Genomic DNA, 22,960 nt, shown 5'->3' with positions numbered 1-22,960 from the left:
GGCATGGTGGGTTTGCCGACAGTAAACCGCCGGTCGTCCCGCCGGCAACCGGCATGGCGGGGCGACCGGCATGGTGGAGAGGTGAGCGGTGATCCATCCGAATATGACGCGCAGGCCGTCGGGCCGTCGGTTCCGTCATGCGACCATGCATGATCTGCCGCACATGCTGAAGATCTACGAGCATGCGCGCGCACTGATGGCGGCGAACGGGAATCCCACGCAATGGGGCGGCACGTTCCCCCGCGAGGAGGTCGTGCGCGACGACATCGCCAACCAGCGTACGATCCTGCTCGTCGACGCGAAGGACGGCCACGAACGCATCCTCGCGCAGTTCGCGCTCTGCCCGGGCAAGGACCCGACCTACGCGCACATCGACGGCGCGTGGCTCGACGACGACGCCTACGTGACGATCCACCGCATCGCCTCGTCCGGATTGGTCCGGCACGCGGCCCGGGACTGCATCGCGTGGGCGCTCAAGCACTACGGCAATGTGCGCGCCGACACCCACCCCAACAACAAGGCCATGCAGCATGTGCTGGAAACCAGTGGATTCGCCCGTTGCGGGCTCATCCAGCTGCTGGACCGGCCGACCGATACGACGCGTATCGCCTATCAGCGCCACGAGTGGTGAGCCGGCAGAGAGCTTGGGATGAGGCCTGGGATGGGGCCTGCCGGAGCCTGCCGGGGCGAATAGGGGGTGTGAAAGCACCGTTCTCATGGATTTACAGCGTCAAACTGACGGTTTTGAGGGGGTGAATCGTCCGTTTGGCGCTGTAAAGAGCGGATACCGTCGGTTTGGTACGGGGACTGTGGGTGGTGTGTCGTGTGGCTTTGTATGGGTTTATATGAATTGAGGTGGCTCTCCCCACGGGGAGAGCCACCTCAATTCATATTCGAGCCGTTGGAGCGGTGGCCTTCAGGCGCCTACTTCGCGGGCTCGGCCGCGGCGTTGAGCTTGGAGCGCTTGCGGCTGTAGCCGAAGTAGACCAGCAGGCCGAGGCCGAACCAGATGGCGAACCGTACCCAGGTCTCCCAGTTCAGGCCGGCGATGAGCACCAGGCAGAACGCGATGGAGATGATCGGCGTGAACGGCACGCCCGGCGCCTTGAAGCCGCGGTGCGCGTCCGGCGCCGTCCTGCGCATCCACAGGATGCCGGCGGAGACGATGATGAACGCGGTCAGCGTGCCGATGTTCACCAGCTCGAACAGCACGTTGATGTTGATGAAACCGCCGGCGACGGCCGTGAGGATACCGAAGAACCACGTGCCCTTGAACGGGGTGCGGTACTTCTCGTGCACGTGCCCGAAGAACTCTGGGAACAGGCCGTCGCGGCTCATCGCATAGCAGATGCGCGACTGGCCGTACAGCTGCACGAGCATCACCGTGGTCATGCCGATGAGCGCGCCGAGGTTCACGATGAACGCCAGCCAGTTCATGCCGGTGGCGAGGATCACGCCGGCGACCGGCGCGTCGATGAATTCCGCGAACTTCTGGTAGGGCACGATGCCGGTCATGATGAGCGTCATCACGATGTACAGCACGGTGGAGATGGCCAGCGAGTAGAGGATGCCGCGCGGCAGCGTCTTGTTCGGGTTGACGGTCTCCTCGGCGGAGGAGGAGACGGCGTCGAAGCCGATGAAGCTGAAGAACACGATCGACGCGGCCGGCACGATGCCGTACGGCTGCGTCGAACCGGGCTGGAACGTGTACACGCCGTACGGGGAGAACGGCTTCCAGTTGGCCGGGTTCACGTACCACACGGTGCACACGATGAACAGGACGATGATCACGAGCTTGATCATCACCATGATGTCGTTGGTGCGCTTCGTCTGGTTGATGCCGATCGACAGCACCCATGTGATGATGAGCACGATCACGAAGCCGGGAAGGTTGAAGTAGGTGGTCACGCCCGGCGTGGTGCCGTACGCGGCGGTCAGTTCGACCGGCAGATGCAGCCCGAATCCTTCGAGCAGCTTGTTGAAGTAGCCGGACCATCCGGCGGACACGGTGGCGGCCTGCAGCGCGTATTCGAGGATCAGATCCCAACCGATCACGAACGCGATGAGTTCGCCGAACGCCAGGTATGCGTACGAGTACGCCGAACCGGATACGGGGGCCATCGATGCGAACTCCGCATAGCACAGGCCTGCGAAACCGCAGCAGATGGCCGCAAGCAGGAAGGAGACCGACAGCGCCGGGCCGGCGGTGAGCGCGCCCTTGCCGGTCAGTACGAAGATGCCGGTGCCGATGATCGCGCCGATGCCGAGCATCGTCAGATCGAACGTGTGCATCGTACGCTTGAGCGGGGTGGATTCGGCGACAAGCTGATCCACCGTTTTCTTACGGAACAGATTCATGGTTCTTCTCTCATGAATAAGTGGAATGGGCTTGACCGGACGGAATTCCGGGACCCCGACACGCCTCAACGCCGGGAGTCTTGAAACGGTGCCGCCGCTTTCCCGCGCGAAGCCTGTCTGACGGATGGCCTGCGGGCGAACGGGGTGTGAACCGTGTGGACGACAAGTATAGGGCGGGGTGGGGAAAACGGTCGCGCGCCGTCTCACCATGCGTCGCGGGCATCGGTCCGCCCACCCGGTTCACGCATGGCGGCGCCGGTCGCGTCGGGCGCAGACGGACGGTGCCTCAGTGGCGTGCGAAGACCGCCATATGGCCGCGGACACGGACACGTCACAGCGCCGCGCGACAATGGGTCACCATGAGTATGAACGCAGCTTCCGCAATCGAATTCACCGACGACCAGGGCCGGGCCAACTACGCGGCCGCCCGCCGCCGATACCCCGCGCAGGCCATCGTCGACCTCAGGGCCCTGCGCGACAACATGGCGCATCTGGTGGACGTGGTCGGAGGCCCCCACTCCGGCACCGCGGTGATGGGCGTGGTCAAGGCCGACGCGTACGGCCATGGCCTGCTGCCTGCCGCGCTCGCCGCGCTCGCCGGCGGCGCCACCTGGCTGGGAACCGCGCAGTCGCACGAGGCGCTGCTGCTCAGGAAGCTCGGCATCGGGCTGGACCGCTGTCATATCCTCACCTGGGTCTACAACGGCGCGGACGTGCCGTTCGACGAGCTCATCGCCAACGACATCGACGTGTCCGTCGGCTCGCTGGCGGGCATCGACGCGCTCGCCGCAGCCGCGCGAAAGGTCGGACGTCCGGCGCGCGTGCACGTCAAGGTGGACTCCGGATTCGGGCGCAACGGGTTCACGCCCAAGGGCTTCGACGCGGCGCTCGCCGGGCTCGTGCCGCTCGCGAAGGAGGGCGTGTTCCACATCGTCGGGCAGTGGAGCCACCTTGCCGTGGCCGATTCGCCGGACGTGCCCGAGTTCGTCGCCTCCACCGACCGGCAGATCGAGAACTTCAAGGACTTCACCCGACGTATGGAGGCTGCCGGCATCGCTCCGGAGATCAGGCATTTGGCCAACACGGCGGCGACGCTGGACCGCCCGGAGATCCACTTCGAACTCACGCGGCCCGGCATCGGCCTGTACGGCTACGAGCCCGATCCCGCGATGGGCACTCCGCGCGATTGGCATCTGACCCCCGCCATGCGTCTGCAGGCGCAGCTCGGCACGGTCAAGGACGTGGAGGCCGGCCACGGCATCTCCTATGGCCGCACCTACCTGACGCCGGACGACACCTCGACCGCCATCGTGCCGCTGGGCTATGCGGACGGCATCCATCGCTCCGCCTCCGGTTTCGACATGGAGGGCGCGAAGCACGTCGAGAAGCAGGGCGGTCCGGTGCGCGTGATGACCACGCAGGGGCCGAGGCTGTACCGCGTGTCGGGACGGGTGTGCATGGACCAGTTCATTCTCGACCTGCATGGTTCGGCCGCCGACCTCGGCGTGCACGAGGGCGACACGGTCGAGCTGTTCGGCCCCGGGCGCGGGGAGGAGTTCGCCGAGCCGACCGCCGACGACTGGGCGCGCGCGGCGGACACCATCAGCTACGAGGTCTTCACCTGCCTGCGCAACCGCATCCCGCGTCTGTACGAGCACGCCGCCGAGGTGCTCGACGCTGAGGATTTCGCCAGGCTCGAACCGGCCAGTCTGCTGTAGCTGCGGCGTGATGCGGCGGTGCGGCCGCATCATGGCGGCGGTCGAGGGGCTCCCCCTGAATGATGAACCGCACCCACGGTTGTTGGATTGGAGTAATTCAGATTCGATGATCGGGGTGCAGTCCATGATGAAGGGGGTGCCCCTTGTTTTTCTCATGTTTTCCCTAATTCGGGGGTATATGACTATAGATACTGCTATTGCGCGAATAGCGGTATGCCAAGGGGGTATAAGACTCGGCGCCATGGGTGCATAGGGGTTGTCTGTGACGGGGGAAATGTCGCTACCATTCGACTGAACGGATGCGGTTGAGGGGTGCTCGTGCGGCGTTTCGGAGCGCGACGCGTATTGCCGGAACAGATATACCGGACGCCTGTATCGACGGTATCAATGATGGTATTGGAATCGGTTCGGCATGGCGGTGCCGAACCGGGAGCTCGCGTCGGAAGGAGGCCCCATGGGAACCGGTGGATTCACCAACGAGGAGATCGCGTATCTGCGGTCGCTGCCGGCCGTGTCGAGGGTCGCCAACGGGCGCATCCGCTATTCCGAGGACTTCCGGCGCGAATGCATGCGCCGGTACCGTGCGGGGGAATCCCCCGTCCGGATCTTCCGCGACGCCGGGCTCGACGCGTCGCTGATCGGCTACAAGCGCATCGAACGGTGCATATCCCGATGGCGCTCCGATCTGGAATCAAATACCGACGTCGACTCCGCGGATGCGCGCCGCGACGGTCAGGAAGATCAGACGGTACGGCCGTTCGTGCCGGAGCTGCGCGTACGCGCAGGCAAACGCGATCTGCGCGACCTGCTCATCTCGCAGCAGGTGCTGCTCATCGAACATCTGGAATCGGAGGTGGAGAGGCTTCGCGCCGAAGTCGACGACCTCAACGGATCGCATGACGCGTGACCGCTGCTAGGCTGGAGCCCGAAGGGGGTGCGATATGGAATCCAGCCGTCACGACATGTCCCGATCGGGGGAGAGGGAACGAATCCCGTCCGGTGAGGGGTATACCGCGGCCGACGAAGAGCGTTGGGCGCCCGAACCGCCGAAATCGAAGACGCGCACCGCGTTCGAACGCGACCGGGCGAGGCTCATCCATTCGTCGGCGCTGCGCAGGCTCGGGGCGAAGAGCCAGATTCTCGTCGCCGGAACCGACGATTTCGCCCGCACTCGGCTTACGCACACGCTCGAAGTCGCGCAGATCGGCCGGCAGATCGGCAAGCTGCTCGGCTGCGACCCCGACGTGGTCGACTGCGCCTGTCTCTCCCATGACCTCGGTCATCCGCCGTTCGGACACAACGGCGAACGCGCCCTTGCACGCATCGCCGCGAACATCGGCGGATTCGAAGGCAACGCGCAGACCCTGCGCCTCCTCACCCGGCTCGAACCGAAGGTGTTCCACCCGGACGGGCGCTCCGCCGGCGTCAACCTGACGCGCGCCTCGCTCGACGCGGCCGTCAAATACCCGTGGACGCTCGCCGAGGCCGCGAAGCACCCCAAAGGGGAACGCAGCGCCAAATTCTGCGTCTACCCGGACGAGGAACCCGTGTTCCGCTGGCTCAAGACCGGCGCCCCGCCCGAGGCGCGGCCCATGGAATGCCAGATCATGGATCTCGCGGACGACATCGCCTATTCCGTCCATGACGTCGAGGACGCCATCGCCACCGGCGCGTTCGACCCCATCACCCTGCGCGACGTGCGCGTCATCGACCGCATCGTCGAATCCGCGCGTTCCTGGTACGGCCCGCAATGGGATCCCGACGGGCTCGTCTCCGCGTTCGCGAGGCTGCGCCGTCTCGACATGTTCCCGGAGCATTTCAACGGCTCACGCGCCGCGCTCGCGCAGCTCAAGAACATCACCTCGGACCTCATCGGCCGGTTCGCTTGGAGCGTGGAGGAGGCCACGCGCGACACCTACGGTCCGGGTCCGCTCACCCGCTACGGCGCCGACGTGGTCATCCCCGAGGAGACATCGTACGAGATCGTCGCCCTCAAAGGCGTGGCCGTGTACTTCGTGATGGCGCCCGGCGAACACGAGCCGATGCATCGGCGTGAGCAACGCATCGTGGCCGATCTCGTCGACGTGCTCATGGACGCCTCGCCGCGCCCCTCGGACGTGCTCGAAAGCCAGTTCCTCGACGATTGGGAGCACGCCGCGAACGACGATGAGCGTCTGCGCGTCGCCGTCGACCAGGTCGCCTCGTTCACCGACGCATCCGCGCTCGCGCTGCACTCGATACTGTTCTGAAGACACGGTTCCGAAGGCGCGGCCGCCGAGGGCGCGGCCGGTGGAGCATGCCACGCCGTGCGCGATACGGCCGGTACGTATGTTCCGCTGCCCGTGCAAGGCGGTAGGGTAGTGGGTTATGGCCGGAATGATCAAGAAGGAAGACGTGGAGAAGGTCCGCGCGGCGGCGGACCTGTACGACATCGTATCCGCATCCGTGGCGTTGAAGCCCTCTGGCGCGGGTTCGTTCGTCGGACTATGCCCGTTCCATGACGAAAAGACCGGCAGCTTCAACGTACGCCCCGCGCTCGGCGTATGGCACTGCTTCGGCTGCGGCCTCGGCGGCGACGTATTCAAATTCGTCGAACAGCAGGAGAACATCGACTTCCGTGAAGCCGTCGAACTTCTCGCCGACAAGTACCACATCGAACTGCACTACGAGCAGACGGGGGCCGGACGGGCGGACGGCCACGCCGGCTCGAAGCGGGCGCGATTGCTCGAGGCCAACGAGGAGGCGCAGCGGTTCTTCGTATCGCAGATTATGAGCAAGGAGGCGCTCGCCGCCAGGAAGCTCCTCGGCGGGCGAACGTTCAGCCAGGCGGACTGTGAGCGCTTCGGCTGCGGGTATGCGCCCCAGGGCTGGGACAACCTGGTGCGCCATCTCGCGTCCAAGGGGTTCACGCAGCAGGAGATGCTCGACGCCGGTCTCGCCCGTCAGGGCCAGCGCGGCGTCTACGACTATTTCCGTGGGCGCGTCACCTGGCCGATCCGCGATTCGACCGGGCGCACGCTCGGGTTCGGCGCACGCAAGCTGTACGAGGACGACCAGATCGCCGCCAAGTACATCAACACGCCCGATACGGCGCTCTACCGCAAGACGCAGGTACTCTACGGCATCGACTTGGCGAAGAAGTCCATAGTGAGGAAGCGCCAGGTGGTGATCGTGGAAGGCTACACGGACGTGATGGCCATGCATCTGGCCGGCGTGGACACGGCCGTCGCCACATGCGGCACCGCGTTCGGCGAGGAGCATGCGAAGATCGTGCGCAGGCTCATCGCGGACGATTCGCTCGGCGCCGTCCAGCTGGTGGGGCCGATGAAGGTCGAGGGCCAGACCCTCAGCTCGCGCGTCGTGTTCACGTTCGACGGCGACGCGGCGGGGCAGAAGGCGGCGCTTCATGCGTTCGGCCTGGATTCGGCGTTCCTGTCGCAGACGTTCGTCGCCGTGGCGGACGACAACCTCGACCCGTGCGACCTGCGCATCGAACGCGGCGACGAAGCGGTCCGTTCCCTCGTCGAAAACGCGAAGCCGCTGTACGATTTCGTCATCGATTCCGCAATCCGGCGGTTCGACACCCAGTACGCCACCGGGCAGATGGGGGCCGTCAAGGCGGTGGCCCCGCTCGTCGCGCAGATTCGAGACCGGTCCCTGCTCGACCTGTATACACGCCGCGCGACCCGACTCATCGGCGTGGACCTCGACATCATGCGCCGTGAGGTGGAGCGGGAGCGTCGTCGGATGCATGTCCCCTCCGATGACGCGTACACGCCGCGCCGACGCTTCGCCGGGGCCGGGGGAGCACGCGGGGAGGCCGGCGGCATGGGCGTCGACTCCGCCCTGCGCCGGCAGGTGGAGCATCGCGATGCGACGGAACAGACGTATTTCCGCATTGACGATGCCGTGTTCATCGCCGAACAGCAGTTCATGTCCGTGCTCATCCAGATTCCGAGGGCGGTCAGCGCCAATGGGTTCGCCGAATTGACGGATGGACATTTCGAGGTCCCGGTGTTCCGCGACCTGTTCCGGGCGGTCATCGCGGCGGGCGGACTTCCCACGAACGACACCCCGCAGGGGCTGTGGATGCACAGCCTCACCAAGGCGGGCGGTCCCATGCTGGAACCGGTCATCAACGAGCTCGCCGTGCTCAGACTGCCGCTGCCGTCCGCCGGGAATCCGGGCGACGGCGCTGCCATGGCGGAGGGGGATGGCGGCGCAGCCGACGTGCAGCTGCGCGCTCCCACGAAGGCGGAGACCCAGTACGCCAACGAACTGCTCGCCAAGCTGCTCGACGCCGGCCTCATGCGGCGCATCGCCGTCACGCGCCATCGGATGAACCGGCTCGCGGACGGCCCCGAGAAGATCGCGCTGCTGGGCGAGATCACACGGATGGAGACGCGGCGCAAGGATCTGCAGGCGCAGGTCTACGGCAACGGAGTCGGCTGACGCGTGAGGATTGGCCCGGTCATAAACTCCATGATTGGACTGGTCTGAATTGGACTGGTTTGGCTTATACGCGGTGCATGGCGCCGATAATGGTACGCGACAACAGCTCGCAAGAATGGTGCGCGGCGAACGCATATGCGCACCGGGCACCCGAAGGGAAATGGAACCATGACGCAGAACCGTGCCGAACTCAACCGCAACCTCGCCCAGATGCTTAAGGGTGGCGTGATCATGGACGTGACCACGCCCGAACAGGCGAAGATCGCCCAGGATGCGGGCGCCTGCGCCGTGATGGCGCTGGAGCGCATCCCGGCCGACATCCGCGCTGCCGGCGGCGTGAGCCGTATGAGCGACCCGGCGATGATCAAGGGCATCCAGGAGGCCGTGTCCATCCCCGTCATGGCCAAGGTGCGCATCGGTCACATCGCCGAGGCGTGCATCCTGCAGGCCATCGACATCGACTACATCGACGAGTCCGAAGTGCTCTCCCCGGCCGACGACGTCTACCACATCGACAAGAACCGATTCGACGTGCCGTTCGTGTGCGGCGCGAAGAACCTCGGCGAGGCGCTGCGCCGCATCGCCGAAGGCGCCGCGATGATCCGCACCAAGGGCGAGCCCGGCACCGGCGACGTCATCCAGGCGGTGCGCCACATGCGCACGATGAACAAGCAGATCCGCGAGCTCGTCTCCCTGCGAGACGACGAGGTCTACGAGGCCGCCAAGCAGCTCGCCGTGCCGTACGACCTCGCCAAGTACGTGCACGACAACGGCCGACTGCCCGTCGTCAACTTCGCCGCCGGCGGCGTGGCCACCCCGGCCGACGCGGCCCTGATGATGGAGCTCGGCGCCGAAGGCGTGTTCGTGGGCTCCGGCATCTTCAAGTCCGGCGACCCGGCCAAGCGCGCCGCCGCCATCGTCAAGGCGACCGCCAACTGGCAGGATGCCGACCTGCTCGCCAAGCTCTCCGAAAACCTCGGCGAGGCGATGGTCGGCATCAACGAGGACGAGATCCAGACCATCATGGCCGCGCGCGGCGAGTGACGGGGAGCGGAAGACGGTATGGTCGTAGCTGTTGAATACATCACCAAAGAGGAATCGGATGGCGTGCAGGCCGCGAAGCATGGCGTGACCGGCATCCTCGCCGTCCAGGGCGCGTTCGCCGAACACGCCGCCGTGCTGGACAGGCTCGGCGCCCCATGGAGGCTGTTGCGCGCCGCCGAGGACTTCGACGGGTCCATCGACCGGGTGATCCTTCCCGGCGGCGAGTCGACCACGCAAGGCAAGCTGCTGCGCTCCACGGGTCTGTTCGAGCCGATCGCCGCGCATATCGCCGCCGGCAAGCCGGTGTTCGGCACCTGCGCCGGCATGATCCTGCTCGCGCGCAGGCTCGACAACGATCCGAACGTGTATTTCGGCGCGCTCGACGCCGTCGTGCGCCGCAACGCGTACGGGCGCCAGCTCGGCAGCTTCGCCGCCACCGCCGATTTCGGCGCGTCCGGCGACCCCGACCGCATCGAGGGATTCCCCCTCGTGTTCATCCGCGGGCCGTACGTCGTCTCGGTCGGCCCCGAGGCCACGGTGGAAACTGAGGTCGACGGTCACCCGGTGGCGCTGCGGCAGGGCGGCATCATCGCCACCGCGTTCCATCCCGAACTCACCGACGACACGCGTCTGCACGAGTTGTTCCTCTCGCTGTAGGCACGGTCCGTAGCGAGGAAGGTGGTTCGCATGCGGTTGGAGCTTGACCGTCGCTCCGGCGTGCCGATGTACCGGCAGCTGGCCGCGCAGCTGCGCGAGCAGATCGTCTCCGGCATGTTGGCGGAGGGATTCCGTCTGCCGCCGGAACGCGAGCTGGCCGCGCGTCTCGGCGTCAACCGCGCCACCGTCCTGCAGGCGTATCAGCGTCTCAAAGACGATGGTCTCGCCGTCTCCCGGGTCGGCAAGGGAACGTTCGTGACGGGCGTGGGCGAAACCGCCGGCCGACGCCGTGACGCCGTGGCGTCACCGGCGTCGGTACCGCCTCCCGCGCCGACCGTCATCGCGCCTCCATGGTCGGTGCTGTTCAGCGAATATTCGAACAGGTTCACCTACCACGACATAGCCGAAGTGGAACGTGCTCAACGCGGCGTCGGCGTGGCCGCGCGCACTGTGGATTTCGCCACCGGCTCCCCGAACCCCCGCGACATCCCCGACGACCTGCTGCGCGCCGTCAGCCTGGAGGCGTTCGCGTCGCGTGAATTCGACGGGCAACCCGAATCGCCCATCGAGGGATTCGATGAACTGCGCGACCTGCTCGCGCTCCACATGCGCTCGCGTGGCGTCGTATGCGCGGCGCGCAACGTGATGGTGCTGTCCGGCTCGGAGCAGGGCATCGACCTGATCGTGCGCGCGTTCGTCAATCCCGGTGACCATGTGCTCGTCGAACAATCCACGTTCTTCCCCGCATTGCAGACGTTCCGATCCGCCGACGCGCGCATCATCGGCGTGCCCATGGACGGGCGCGGCATGCGCACGGACCTGCTCGAAGGCTATTGCGCGCGGTTCCGGCCGAAACTCATCTACACGATTCCCACGTTCCACAATCCGACCGGCACGACTATGCCCATCGAACGCCGACGCGCGCTCATCGACATGGCCCGCCGATACCAGTGCCTCATCGTCGAGGACGACGCCTACGGCGATCTGTGGTATGGAGGGGATGTCGGCGACCGGCCCGTACCGCTCGCCGGCATGGAGAACTCCGGTTACGTGATGTACCTGTCCACATTCTCGAAGACCGTCACCTCGGGGCTGCGCACCGGATGGGTGGTCGCCGACCCGCATGTGGTTACGCGGCTCTCGGCCCTACGCCGGATGGTCGACCAGCATACGAGCACGTCGTCGCAGCGCATATGCCTGGAGCTGCTCAAGGAGGGGCTCATCGCGGGGCACGTCGAATCGCTTGCGCGCGCCTATCGGGCGCGCCGCGACACGGTGCTGGCGGCCTTGGAGCGGTATGCGCCCCAGGGTATGCGCTGGACCGTTCCCCAGGGCGGATACTACGTGTGGGTAGGGCTGCCGGACGGCGTGCGCGCGCTTGACCTGCTCTCCGCCTGCCGTGAGCGGGGCGTCACATTCATGCCCGGCGGCGTCTTCGACGTCGACGAAAGCGACGACTCCCATATCCGTCTCAATATGGTTCGTCCCGATGCGGCGGACCTGGAGGAGGGCATCCGTGTGATCTGCGCTTCGTTGAACGGGATGGACCATGGCACCGGCCTGTAATCCGCGGTGCGTGATGACACTTTCTTGCTTGTGAGGGGTGCTTTTCATCCTTTGCGAGCATCTATCTCGTCTACAGGGGGTTCCTATCCCGTTATAAAAGGCCGAAAACGGCTTTGCCGCATTGCGGCAAAGCCGTTTTCAGACCATTCGCGCCTGATGAGGTACCCCTCGTAAGCGGGATGGATGTCCGCAAGATGCGGAATGCACCCCTCGCAGGACCGTTGCAGCCTATGGGTCAGGCGATCTGGTTCAGCAGGGCAGGCAGTTCGGCCATCGTGTCGATGACGGCGTCGGCGCCGGCGGCGACGAACGCGTCGCGGGCGGCCGCACGGGCCTTGGCCTTCTCCTCATCGGACAGGGCTTCGAACTCCGCCTGGCTCAGGGCCATTTGCGAGCTTCCTTCGGTCACGCCGATCGTGAACACGCCGGCGTTCTTGCCCTCACGGATGTCGGAAAGCGTGTCTCCCACCTTGACCGCACGACGCACATCGGTCACGCCGAGCTTCTCCAGATTGCGGAACACCATGTACGGGTAGGGGCGGCCGAATCCGTTGGTGCCGTCAGGGCTGATCCAGAAGTCGGGGGCGTAGCCGTTCTCGGCGGCCTTCGGCACCACGATCTCCATCATCCTGTCGGTGTAGCCGGTGGTAGAGCCGATCTTGAGACCGGCTTCGCGCAGGGCGGCCACGGCCTCGACCACGCCCGGCTTCGGGTCGGCGAAGCCGTCGAGGATCGACAGCAGCTTCGGCTCGAAATGCGCGTAGACGGCGTCGGTGTCGGCATCGGTCGGGGCGACGCCGTGCCTGTCCTCCCAGGCGCGGGCGATGCGGTCCATGCGCAGCATGGCGGCGATGTGGTCGTGCTTGAGCATGCCCATGGGCTTGCGGGTCTCGGCCATCGTCGGCTCGACGCCGAACTCCTTGAACGCCTCCTGGAAGGCCTTGACGGGGGCGAAGCAGCCGTAGTCCACGGTGGTGCCGGCCCAATCGAAGATGACGGCCTCGAAACGGTTGGTCATGATGTGTCTCCTTGGAAATAGGAACTGTGGATTCGACGGATTCAGGCGGTGAGCTTGACGTTCGCCGGGGCGGCGGCCTTGACCGGCTCGCCCGCCTTGTCCATGGCGGCGATGGCGGCCGGCACGGAATCGAGGCCGGTGGCGGCTTCGAGCAGGCCGCGCTCGCCCATGTACAGGGCCAGCAGCTCGGTCACCTTCTCGATGTCGTCGGCGTAGATCTCGCCGATGTTGCCCAGACGGAAGGTCTCCTCGTCGGTGAGCTTGCCCGGGTAGATGGCGTAGCCGCGTTCCTTGATGAACTCGTACATGTCGTGGAAGTCGAACGTGGTGCCTTCCGGGTAGAGGAACGTGGTGATGATCGGGCCCTGGTGGTCGTTGAGGAACACGCGGAAGCCGAGCGCGCGCATGCGGGCGATGAGCAGGTCGTTGTTGAGCTGGTAGCGGGCGGAACGGGCCGGGATGCCGCCTTCGGCGAACATCTCGTCAAGCGCCTTGGAGAAGGCGAGCACCACGTGGGTGGGGGAGGTGTAGCGCCACTTGCCGTTGGCCTTCTCCAGCGTGTTCCACTGGTCCCACAGGTCGAGGGACAGGGAGCGGGCCTTGCCCTTGGAGGCCTTGAGCTTCTCGGTGTCGCAGATGATGAAGCTGAAGCCGGGCACGCCCTGGATGCACTTGTTGGCGGAGGAGACGAGGAAGTCGATGCCCCAGTCGGCCACCGGGATGTCGACGCCGCCGAAGGAGCTCATGGCGTCGACCATGAACGTGCAGCCGTGCGCCTTGGCGACGGCCGCGACGGCCTTGATGTCGTTGAGCAGGCCGGAAGTGGTCTCGGAGTGGATCATCGAGACGTGGGTGATGGAGGGGTCCGCGTCCAGGTATTCGGCCACGCGCTCGGCGCTGGGGATGCGGTCGTACGGCTCGGCGTACTGCGTGTAGGCGATGCCGGCGTGCTCGCAGATCTTCACCTGACGGTCGCCGTAAGCGCCGTTGGTGCACAGCAGGACCTTCTCGTCCTTGCCGATCACGGAGGTGAGCACGCTTTCGACGCCGAAGGTGCCGGAACCCTGCATGAGCACGACGGTGTGGGCGCCGTCGTCGGCGTGGGCGAGTTCGAGCAGCTGGCGGCGGATCTTCTGCGTGATCTGCTGGTAGTCCTCGTCCCACGTGCAGTGGTCGAAGAGCATCTCCTCCTTGACGGTGCGGGTGGTCGTCAGCGGGCCGGGGGTGAGCAGCTTGTATTCGTTGGCCATGATGGTCGTTTCCTTTCCTTGGTCGTTCCGTGTCGTTGCCCGGGAGGCGGGCGCGGTTGTCTTGGTTTTCGTTCTTGGTGTTCAGTTATGAGGTCTGTCTATGTGGGCGTTCATCGCCGCGTCGCAGCGGAATGCGCCCGGATATGGCTCCGCCCGCAGAGTGTAATCACGTATGAAGTGTGACCAAATTTCTACGTAGATTTCGCCCTGCGGGCGGAGTGTCGTTTGTAGTTAGCGAGTTGCGTTCAGATTGCGTTCACTTGGGAGGGGTCACTCCTCGCCTTCGGCCAGTCGCTTGCATCCGGACGAGAAGTCCTGATGCTTCTGGAGCAGGTCGACCGTCAGCGCCTCGGGGAAGGACTTGGAACGCTTGGAGGCGTTCGAGGGGGCCTTCTCGCCTTGGTAGAGCGGGGTCGGGTAGGTCTCGAGCAGCTCCTTGCGGCCCTGGTCGATGATCACGCCGGCCATCTTCTGCGCCTTGGGATTGGTGGCACGGCCCTTGTCGAGCACCGCCACCGATTCGGTCAGCGAGTAGTTGCCCTCGGTCGGATCGACGTAGTCGATCGGCAGACCCTTCTTCTTGTCGGCGACGGCCTGGTGGCGCAGACCGAAGCCGATCGCCACCTCCTTGGCGCGCACGGCCTTGAGCGGGCCGGAACCGGACTGCTCAAGATGCGGGCCGGCGTTGCGGTAGATGTCGGTGAGGATCTGCTTGCCCTTCTCGCCGGTGCCGTAGGCGTCGACGATGGCCTGGACCATCAGCCAGCCGGTGGAGGAGCCCTCCATGTCCGGCACGGAGATCAGGCCCTTGTATTCGGGCTTCGCCAGATCGGCGTAGCTCTTCGGGCGGGGCACGCCCGCGGCCTTGAGGGCCTCGGTGTTGAGGATGATGGCGCCCTCCTGCGCGGTGGTCGGGGAACGGTAGGCCGGGGCCTTCGAGTTCTCCGTGTTGCCGAGCAGCTTGGAGTGGACGTCCGTCAGGTCGGCGAACATGTGGTTGCGTTCCTGCGCGGAGTCGACGTAGTAGGAGCTCATCGTCAGCATGTCCGCTTCCAGGGCCTTGCCTTCGGCCAGCATCTTGCCGCCGAGCTCGGAGGTGCCGAACTCCTGGATGATGTACTGGTCCTTGTAGCCGTTGCGGTCAAGCGCATGCTCGAAGGCGGTGACGGCCTCCTCGTCGGCGTTCGTGTAGATGACGACCTTGCCGCCCGCGGCCGCGGCGGACGTGGAGACCGCGCCGAATCCGATGAGCAGCGCCACGCACACCGCCGAGGCGATGCCGGTGACGAGGCTGCGGCCGCGGCGGTTGCCGTTGTTCGGCAGCTGGAAGGTGGCCGCGGCGGCGGCGAGCTGGCTGCTGGGGCGCACGGTGCTGGCGGCGGCGGCCACCTGCGGGGTCTTCACGGCGGCCTTGGCCTTGCGGGCCTCCTTGGCGCGTTCGGCGGAACGGTCGCGGGTGAACAGGGCGATCAGGCCCTTGACCGCGAGGTTGACGACGAGGATGAGCAGCGAGAGCACGAACACGTCGTCGAACTTGGCGATGTGCTGCAGGGCGGAGATCTTCGTCGTGATGACCTGCGTGCGGGCGCCGGTCAGGAAGACGACGGCCGAGATGGTGACCATCGCGTTGACGAAGTAGTATCCGAAGATCTGCAGCAGGGTCGGCCACGCGTTCGGCGTGACGACGCGCACCAGCGTCTTGATCCAGTTGTCGCCCATGAGCTTGGCGGTGGTCTCCCAACCCGCGTTCATCTTGGTCAGGGAGTCCTTGATCATCTGGTACGGGGTGGCGAAGTAGTGCACGATGTTCGCGATGATGAGGATCCAGAACGTGTTCTGCAGCGGGGATCCGGAGAACATGAACAGGAAGGCGATGCCGAGCACCATGCCCGGGACCGTGTTGATGATCGCGGAGATCGCGTCCACCGAACGGCGGGCCCACGCGGGCAGTTTCGAGCGGGAGGTGACCAGACCCGCGGCGTAGACGAACACGCATCCGAAGATGGCGGTCATCACGGCCACGTACAGCGAGTTGGTGAACACCTGCGTGAGCTGGGAGTCGGTGAACAGGTTCGCGATGTGCGAGAGGGTGAAGCCGAGGTGGTCCGGCCATTCCTGGACGAACGGGATGAGCAGGATCACGAGGAACACGCTCAGCACGCACACGAGCGTGACGACCGAGGCGATGCCGCAGATCCAGTCGCGCTTCCTGCCCTTGGGCAGGTCGACCTGGCTGATCTGCTTGTAGCGGATCGCGAAGCGTTCCAGCACGGTCATCAGGATGATGGAGATGATCGACGGGATGAGCATGAACACGGCGATCACGGCGCCGCGGTTGAAGTTCGGGATCGAGCCGAGCATCTGGTTGAACAGCGTCATGGCCAGCACGTCGTAGGTGCCGCCCACCGAGGTCGGGATGCCGTAGTCGGTGAACGCCAGGAAGAACGACTGGATGAACGCGACGGCCAGCGTGCCGACCAGCGGGCGCAGGACGGTGTTGAGGAACGTCGTCAGTGGGTTGTCGCCCATGATGTGGGAGACGATGATGAACTTCTTGTCGACGAACTGGAAGCTGTTGTTGATCAGCAGGAAGCAGGTCGGCAGCGTGTAGATGACGTAGCCGATGAGCAGGCCGTTGAAGCCGTAGATGTCGAACAGCGGGTGGCCGATGAGCTGCGTGATCAGGCCGTTCTTGCCGAACGAGTAGATGATTGCGAAGCCGTAGGTGATGGTCGGCAGCAGCATCGGCAGCTGCGCGAGCAGGGCGATGGCCTTCTTGAGGCCGCGCGGCACGTTCGTGCAGTTGATCGTGTAGCTCAGCAGGAAGGCGAGCAGCACGGCGACGAGCGCGGAGACGGCCGCCACGGTCAGCGAGTTGGTGATCGAACGGGTGAACTCGGGCCGCGAGAGGATCGTCGTGTAGTTCTCAAGCGTGGCCGCCCCGCCGGCGGTGGTGAACGAGCGGATGATCACGAGGATCATCGGCACGACGAGGAAGCCGATGAAGCACACCGACACGATCGCTAGCAGCGTCCACAGTTCGGTCTGCTTGGGCTTCGACGGGCGGGATTCGTAGTTGTGGATCTCGGGGCGGATGCTGGGCAGCTGTTTGCCCGCCTGGATGGATTCGACCGACATGGATCTCAGGCCTCCTGACCTGCGGCGGCGAGCTGGGCGTTGGCGGCGGCCGCGTCCTGATCGCCCTCGTTGAACAGGGTGTAGATGTTGTTGCGCTTGACCTCGAGCTGGTGGAGGATGAACTTGCGTACGAATTCGCTGGCCGGATGCTCGATGATGTTCTCCGGGGAGTCGTACTGCGCCACCTTGCCCTGGTTGATGATGAGGACCTTGTCGCTCATCGTGCAGGCCTCTTCCGGATCGTGGGTGACCATGATCGTGGTGAGGTCGTACTGTTCGACGATCTGCTTGATCTTCGCCTTGATGGACTCCTTGATCACGCCGTCGAGGGCGGAGAGCGGTTCGTCGAGCAGTAGCAGCTTCGGCTTCATGACGAGCGTGCGGGCGAGCGCCACGCGCTGCTTCTGGCCGCCGGACAGCTCGTCGATGTGCTTGTTGAGATGCTCTTCGAGGCCGAGCAGGGAGATCATCTCCTTGATCTCCTTCTCGGAGGAGATGCCGGGGTTGTTGCGCAGACCGTAGGTGATGTTCTCGTAGGCGGTGAGGTTCGGGAACAGTGCGTAGTCCTGGAACACGATGTTGAAGCCGCGCTTCTCCATCGGCACGTGGGTGAGGTCCTCGCCGTTGTAGATCAGCTGGCCGCTGGTCGGTTCGGTGATGCCGAGGATGATGTTGAGCAGCGTGGTCTTGCCGCCGCCGGAGGGGCCGAGGATCGACATGATCTTGCCGTTGTCGAGTTCGAGGCTGATGCCGTTGAGGACGTGGGTGTCTCCGAACGACTTGGTGATGTCTTTGAGTTCGAGCATATTGCGTCAACTGCCTTCTTCTGCGGCCGCTGTGGATGCGGCCTTCGCGGGTGGCGCCGCTGGTGTGGCGCCTGGATCGGTATTCAGTTATCGCGGTTGTGGACCTCGTACCGTGGCAGCCGAACCGCGCTGCATCTCTATCGTGCCGCCGTGCGTCGCGGTATGGGCGGCGATGAGGGGAAAGTTGCCTGAAACCGTGGTGAACAGCAAGTGAAACTACGTCGGCTGAATGTAGTTGTGTAGTCTTCGTCGTGGAACGGCCGTAGGAACGATGTTGCTGTTCACTGTTCATTTATGCGGGATTCACGTATTTGCGACGGGAAGGAACGCGGGCGAGGCCAATTGCGAGAAGCTGCAATCGGGTGGCGTTGCGGCGAACGGTCGGAAAGCAGCACGCCGATACTACGTAGTTATGTGTGGTTTCCGTTAGGATACTTACGGTAAAGTCCCTTTGTTCCATGGAGGAATCGATGCGGCGCCGGTTGATCGGACTGTTGAAGAGCGAGACGATTCTCATCGTCGCCACGGTGCTGGCGCTGATTTCATGCTTCGTCGTCCCGCCGGACGCCGACTATAAAGGCTACGTGCACATGAGCACCATCAGCCAGCTCGTGTGCCTGATGCTCGTCGTGTGCGGATTGCAGCGCATCGGCGTGTTCCGCATCATCGGCTCGCGTCTGCTGCATCATGTGCGTACCGCGCGCGGTCTGGTGCTCGCGCTCATCTCGCTCACGTTCTTCTCCGCGATGCTCATCACCAACGACGTGGCGCTCGTCACGTTCATCCCGTTCGCGATCTCCGTGCTCGTCATGGCGCATATGGAGGAGCATGCGGTGCTCGTCGGCACGCTGATGACCATCGGCGCGAACGTGGGCAGCATGCTCACGCCGATCGGCAATGCGCACAACCTGTATCTCAAGGCGCTCACCGGCATGCCGACGATGGAGATGATCGGCATCATGGCGCCGTATTCGGCGACCGCGGCCGTGCTGCTCGTCGTCATCACGTGCGTCGTGTTCGGCTCGAAGCCGGTGTCCGAATTCCAGTCGTTGGACGGCGCGGGCATCGAACAGGGCGTGCTCGCGCCGGAAAGCGGCGGGCACCGGCCCGACGAGATCCGCATCACCGGCTACGGCGCCGGCTATGGCGGGTGGCGCACCGTCGTCTACACGGTGCTGTTTGTGGTCTGCCTGCTCGCGGTAAGCGATGTCATCCCCCTGTGGCTGATGTGCGTGGTCGTGTTCGCCGCGTTCCTCGTGTGCGACCGCAAGGCGTTCCGCAACGTGGATTGGGGTCTGCCGCTCACCTTCACGATGTTCTTCGTCTTCATCGGCAACATGAAACGCGTGCCGGAATTCTACGAGCTCGCCGCCTCGCTGGTGGACGCGCATCCGCTGGAGGTGTCGGTCGGCTCCAGCCAGTTCATCAGCAACGTGCCCACCACGATCCTGTTGTCCGGGTTCACCGAGCAGTGGCGCCCGCTCATCATCGGCACGAATCTGGGCGGCATGGGCACGCTCATCGCCTCGATGGCATCCCTGATCGGCTATAAGAACGTCGTGCGCAAGTATCCGGACCGCAAGGGGCGCTATCTCGCCGTCTACTCCGCCGTCAACGTCCTGTTCCTCATCGTCCTCATCGGCCTGAGCTGGATCATCGAGCCGTAGCGGCGAAGGCGGAATGTTAACGGATGGTTCATCTGCCGGTCAGGTAGCGTCATCCGGTGGCACACCCGCGCAGGCTAGTCTCAACTTCGGAAATACGAGATGATGGTGGAACTGTCGCAGGAGATGAAGCCGTGCAGCCTTCGGTGGGAATTCGCGAACGCATCGATCATGTGTACCCGTCACTGAGGCCCGCCGAGCGTGCCGTGGCCCGCTACATCCGTGACCATATCGAGGAGGCTGCGGGGCTCACCGTCGGCCAGCTTGCGGAGGCGACGCACGTCAGCCAGCCGACAGTCATCCGTTTCTCGCGCAAACTCGGTTTCGGCGGGTACCGTGAGCTGCGCTACGTGCTGCGGCACCCGGAGTCGGAACGCCAGGTGACGTTCGACCCGTTGGAGGGATTCGACCTCAATCCGTGGGACGATCCGGAAAGCGTGCCCGCGAAGGCGGCCGCCGGGGCGACGTCGCTCATCGACGAGCTGCGCCGTTCGCTCGACGTCAAGGCGTTCCGCAAGGCCACGACGCTGCTTGCCGGCGCGAAATCCATCGACATCTATGGTGTGGAGAATTCGCTGGTGCCGGCGACCGATCTGTTCACCAAGCTCATGTACCTCGGTCTGGATTGCCGTCTCAACATGGACGCGTACCTGCAGCAGATCGGAGCGGGGCACCTCGACGGCGACGACGTGGCGATCGCGTTCTCACATTCCGGTTCCTCGTCGGACACGGTCAAGGCGCTGCGTTTCGCGAAGATGGCGGGCGCGCACACGATCGCGGTGACGAATCACGTCGGCTCGCCGCTGGCCGGCACCGCCGATGTGACGCTGATTACCGGGTCGGGCTCGCATACGATCTACGGCAACGCGATCTTCTCACGCGTTGCCAATGTCGCGCTCGTGGACATGCTCTACATGGGCGTCATCCTGTCCGACTACGGCAGGTTTTCCACCGCACTCGACCAGTCGGGCAGGATGATCGCCGACAGGGAGTACCGCGCCTAGCCGACGTGGCGCTCGAAGCGGTGGAAGCCGGTGATCCTGTCGATCTCGGCCATCGCGTCTGCGGGAATCTCGAAGCCGGAGGCCTTGAGGTTGTTCTCGAGCTGGCTGGGCTTGCTCGCGCCCGCGATCACGCAGCTGATCTCCCTGTGCTGGAGGATCCATGCGAGCGAGAGCACCGGCAGGTTCGTGCCGAGCTCGTCGGCGACCTTGCGCAGTCGCTCGACCATGTCGAGGTTCGCGTCGGTGAGCAGGTCATTGATCTGGTGGTCGGCCTGCCACGTGGCGCGCGAGCCTGCGGGAAGCGGTTCGCCCTTGCGGTATTTGCCGGTCAGCAGGCCCTGCGCAAGCGGCGAGAACGTGGTGATGCCGATGCCGAGACGGTCGCACACGCCCATGATTTCGTGCTCGATGTAGCGGTCGGCGAGGTTGTATTGCGGCTGCACGACGGTGATCGGGTAGAGTCCGAGCCGTTCGATGATCCGCTGCGCCTCCTGAAGGCGTGCGCCGCCCCATTCCTCGGATACGCCATAGTAGAGCACCTTGCCCTGGGCGACGAGGTCGCTCATCGCGCGCAGCGTCTCCTCCAGATCGGTGGATTCGTCGAAACGGTGGCAGTAGTAGAGGTCGAGGTAGTCGGTCCTAATGTTCTTCAGGCTCTGCTCGCAGCTTTCGAAGATGTGCTTGCGGCTCAGGCCGCGGTCGTTCACGCCGTCGCCGGTGGGGAAGAACACCTTCGAGGAGATGACCAGTTCGCGGCGGGGGAACTCGTTGAGCACTTCGCCGAAGAACCGTTCGGCGGCGCCAGCCGAGTAGGCGTCGGCGCAGTCGAAGAAGTTCACGCCGTTGTCGTACGCGAGTTCGACGGTCTTTCTGGCCACGTCCTCGGCGGCGGTGCCTTTGAGGTCGGTCACCCAACTGCCCAGCGCGATTTCGCTGATCTTCAGTCCCGATTTGCCCACGTTGCGGTAACGCATGTCGTCGCTCCTGTCTGCATCGTCGTGCGGTGGCATGCACAACCGGCATGTTCCGTTGCATGCCGGTCGCGTATGCCACCGCGGATCATTGTCTCCCTAACCCATCAAACCACTTCAAGTACGGTTCAACGCAACCGTCGCATCGTGGACGCGCGCCGTCTCGGGCAAGGCGCGACACGCCGTAGATTCGGCTGTATGATTCGATTTTGAAACCGGTTTCTGCATACGTTTGCAAAACGGGGGCGACGTGGCTACCATATGAAGTGTCAGCAAGCGAAGGGCTTGCTGGTGAACACAATCAAGGAAAGGTGGAAACCATGACCAACAAGAACATCTTCACCAGCTTCATCAGCTACTGCGCCGACAACATGGTGCCGGAGAGCGTCATCCGCGAGAAGATGGCCGAGTCCGCCCGTCGTCACGGCGATCGCTGAGTCGTTTCACAGTATCGGACAGGCCGGTAGACCGGCCACATCAGGTAGCGGATCGTCTTCGGGCGCCGAAAGCGGCGCCGAGAGATTCGTGAATCACGCATAATGAAAAGGCAGATGCGGACAATGGGGTCCGACACCGCTTGTTCCGTCTGTGCATTGATGTTGTGCCAGACATGTTTTTCAAAACGTCACTCGTCATGAATTTCATCCCTTGATGAGTTTCGCTCGTCATGTCCTTCGTGGCCTGTTGCATGTCAGGGTTTTACGTGTTTTACGCACCGAGACGTTGTCGTCGTGGCTTTCTCGTATCCCCATCCACGTAATCACCGGTTGCGTAATCGCCGTGTTGTGGCGTTGGTTGTTATATTCCCATGGTGCGGTGTTTGGCTGGTGTGGTGGGTGGTGAAAACGTTGGTTTTCCGGGGTTGTGGTGGTTTTGCGTTACCGCACCATGGGGGTTGGTGTTGCCGGTGTTGGTGTTGCCGGTGGTGGGTTGTTGGTGGTTTTGGTTGTTTGGGTTGCTGGTGGGTGAATTGTTGTGTGTGGTGTCTTGGTATGGGAGATGGTGGGGTTGGGGGTGTGGTGTGTGTTTGTAGGCTGGTTGTAGCGTGGTGTTTGGTGTGTGTTTTCGACACGCCGGTGGAGGCGTGTGTTTCCGGGGGTTTTGGGGTTGTTTTGTGGTGTGGGTTTGCGTTGGTGGGTGGGGTGGTGTAAGTTGTTCTTTCGCTGCCGCTGAGCGGTCCGGGTGCTCCGGTTGGGGTGTTCGGGTTGGTTTGGTGTGTGTGGTGGTTTGAGAACTCAAGAGTGTGTTTGTACTACTTCTTTTATGTCTTTTTGATTGCCAGTCCGTCTCCCGCCTGGCTGCCCTGTGTGGGGT

16 protein-coding genes are annotated in these 22,960 nt (G+C 64.3%); 10 read left to right on the top strand and 6 right to left on the bottom strand.

Annotation, left to right across the window (positions count from 1 at the left end):
• Window positions 1-103: 103 nt before the first annotated feature.
• The gene (locus BFAL_RS06250) at window positions 104-631 is read left to right on the top strand and encodes a GNAT family N-acetyltransferase (RefSeq protein ID WP_055427563.1); all 528 of its coding nucleotides are present in this window, start codon (window positions 104-106) and stop codon (window positions 629-631) included.
• A 293-nt stretch (window positions 632-924) separates the two neighbouring features.
• Here BFAL_RS06250 and BFAL_RS06245 read toward each other — a convergent pair whose 3' ends face one another.
• Entirely contained in the window at window positions 925-2,358 is a 1,434-nt protein-coding gene (locus BFAL_RS06245; protein WP_055427562.1) for an APC family permease, read from the bottom strand.
• Window positions 2,359-2,717: 359 nt separating this feature from the next.
• Here BFAL_RS06245 and alr point away from each other — a divergent pair, with 359 nt between their 5' ends.
• The 7 genes from alr (at window position 2,718) to BFAL_RS06210 (ending at window position 11,795) form a co-directional block, all read left to right on the top strand.
• The gene (alr, locus tag BFAL_RS06240; RefSeq protein WP_055427561.1) at window positions 2,718-4,076 is read left to right on the top strand and encodes an alanine racemase; all 1,359 of its coding nucleotides are present in this window, start codon (window positions 2,718-2,720) and stop codon (window positions 4,074-4,076) included.
• Between the two features lie 454 nt (window positions 4,077-4,530).
• Complete coding sequence (locus BFAL_RS06235) at window positions 4,531-4,983, top strand: HTH domain-containing protein (RefSeq protein WP_055427560.1); 453 nt, start codon at window positions 4,531-4,533, stop codon at window positions 4,981-4,983.
• A gap of 34 nt (window positions 4,984-5,017) precedes the next feature.
• Complete coding sequence (locus tag BFAL_RS06230; protein WP_236691688.1) at window positions 5,018-6,325, top strand: deoxyguanosinetriphosphate triphosphohydrolase; 1,308 nt, start codon at window positions 5,018-5,020, stop codon at window positions 6,323-6,325.
• Window positions 6,326-6,443: 118 nt separating this feature from the next.
• Window positions 6,444-8,528, top strand: coding sequence for a DNA primase (gene dnaG / locus BFAL_RS06225; protein WP_055427559.1), 2,085 nt, complete (start codon window positions 6,444-6,446; stop codon window positions 8,526-8,528).
• A 168-nt stretch (window positions 8,529-8,696) separates the two neighbouring features.
• Entirely contained in the window at window positions 8,697-9,572 is an 876-nt protein-coding gene (pdxS, locus tag BFAL_RS06220; protein ID WP_055427558.1) for a pyridoxal 5'-phosphate synthase lyase subunit PdxS, read from the top strand.
• Between the two features lie 18 nt (window positions 9,573-9,590).
• Window positions 9,591-10,229, top strand: a complete 639-nt coding sequence (pdxT, locus tag BFAL_RS06215; RefSeq protein ID WP_055427557.1) for a pyridoxal 5'-phosphate synthase glutaminase subunit PdxT — start codon at window positions 9,591-9,593, stop codon at window positions 10,227-10,229.
• Between the two features lie 30 nt (window positions 10,230-10,259).
• Window positions 10,260-11,795, top strand: coding sequence for an aminotransferase-like domain-containing protein (locus BFAL_RS06210; protein ID WP_055427556.1), 1,536 nt, complete (start codon window positions 10,260-10,262; stop codon window positions 11,793-11,795).
• 235 nt (window positions 11,796-12,030) lie between these two features.
• Here BFAL_RS06210 and phnX read toward each other — a convergent pair whose 3' ends face one another.
• The 4 genes from phnX to BFAL_RS06190 all read right to left on the bottom strand — a co-directional run bounded on the left by phnX (window position 12,031) and on the right by BFAL_RS06190 (window position 18,007).
• Entirely contained in the window at window positions 12,031-12,813 is a 783-nt protein-coding gene (gene phnX / locus BFAL_RS06205) for a phosphonoacetaldehyde hydrolase (RefSeq protein WP_055427555.1), read from the bottom strand.
• Between the two features lie 41 nt (window positions 12,814-12,854).
• Window positions 12,855-14,063: a 2-aminoethylphosphonate--pyruvate transaminase gene (locus BFAL_RS06200; protein WP_082440423.1), complete on the bottom strand. Its 1,209-nt coding sequence runs from the start codon at window positions 14,061-14,063 to the stop codon at window positions 12,855-12,857.
• A gap of 270 nt (window positions 14,064-14,333) precedes the next feature.
• Window positions 14,334-17,201: an extracellular solute-binding protein gene (locus BFAL_RS06195; RefSeq protein WP_201780448.1), complete on the bottom strand. Its 2,868-nt coding sequence runs from the start codon at window positions 17,199-17,201 to the stop codon at window positions 14,334-14,336.
• A 5-nt stretch (window positions 17,202-17,206) separates the two neighbouring features.
• On the bottom strand, window positions 17,207-18,007 hold the full coding sequence (locus tag BFAL_RS06190; RefSeq protein WP_055427554.1) for an ABC transporter ATP-binding protein: 801 nt from the start codon (window positions 18,005-18,007) through the stop codon (window positions 17,207-17,209).
• Window positions 18,008-18,477: 470 nt separating this feature from the next.
• On the opposite strand from BFAL_RS06190, the gene BFAL_RS06185 reads away from it, so the two are divergent.
• Both BFAL_RS06185 and BFAL_RS06180 read left to right on the top strand, forming a co-directional pair.
• Window positions 18,478-19,674 carry an SLC13 family permease gene (locus BFAL_RS06185; protein ID WP_055427553.1) on the top strand — a complete coding sequence of 399 codons (1,197 nt, stop codon included), beginning with the start codon at window positions 18,478-18,480 and terminating at the stop codon, window positions 19,672-19,674.
• 131 nt (window positions 19,675-19,805) lie between these two features.
• Window positions 19,806-20,675 carry a MurR/RpiR family transcriptional regulator gene (locus BFAL_RS06180; protein WP_055427552.1) on the top strand — a complete coding sequence of 290 codons (870 nt, stop codon included), beginning with the start codon at window positions 19,806-19,808 and terminating at the stop codon, window positions 20,673-20,675.
• Here BFAL_RS06180 and BFAL_RS06175 read toward each other — a convergent pair.
• Window positions 20,672-21,649: an aldo/keto reductase family protein gene (locus BFAL_RS06175; protein ID WP_055427551.1), complete on the bottom strand. Its 978-nt coding sequence runs from the start codon at window positions 21,647-21,649 to the stop codon at window positions 20,672-20,674. The genes BFAL_RS06180 and BFAL_RS06175 overlap by 4 nt on opposite strands.
• Window positions 21,650-22,960 lie beyond the last annotated feature (1,311 nt).

Source organism: Bifidobacterium aesculapii (assembly GCF_001417815.1).
Lineage (GTDB): Bacteria > Actinomycetota > Actinomycetes > Actinomycetales > Bifidobacteriaceae > Bifidobacterium > Bifidobacterium aesculapii.
This window is presented reverse-complemented; position numbering and strand designations above follow the sequence as displayed.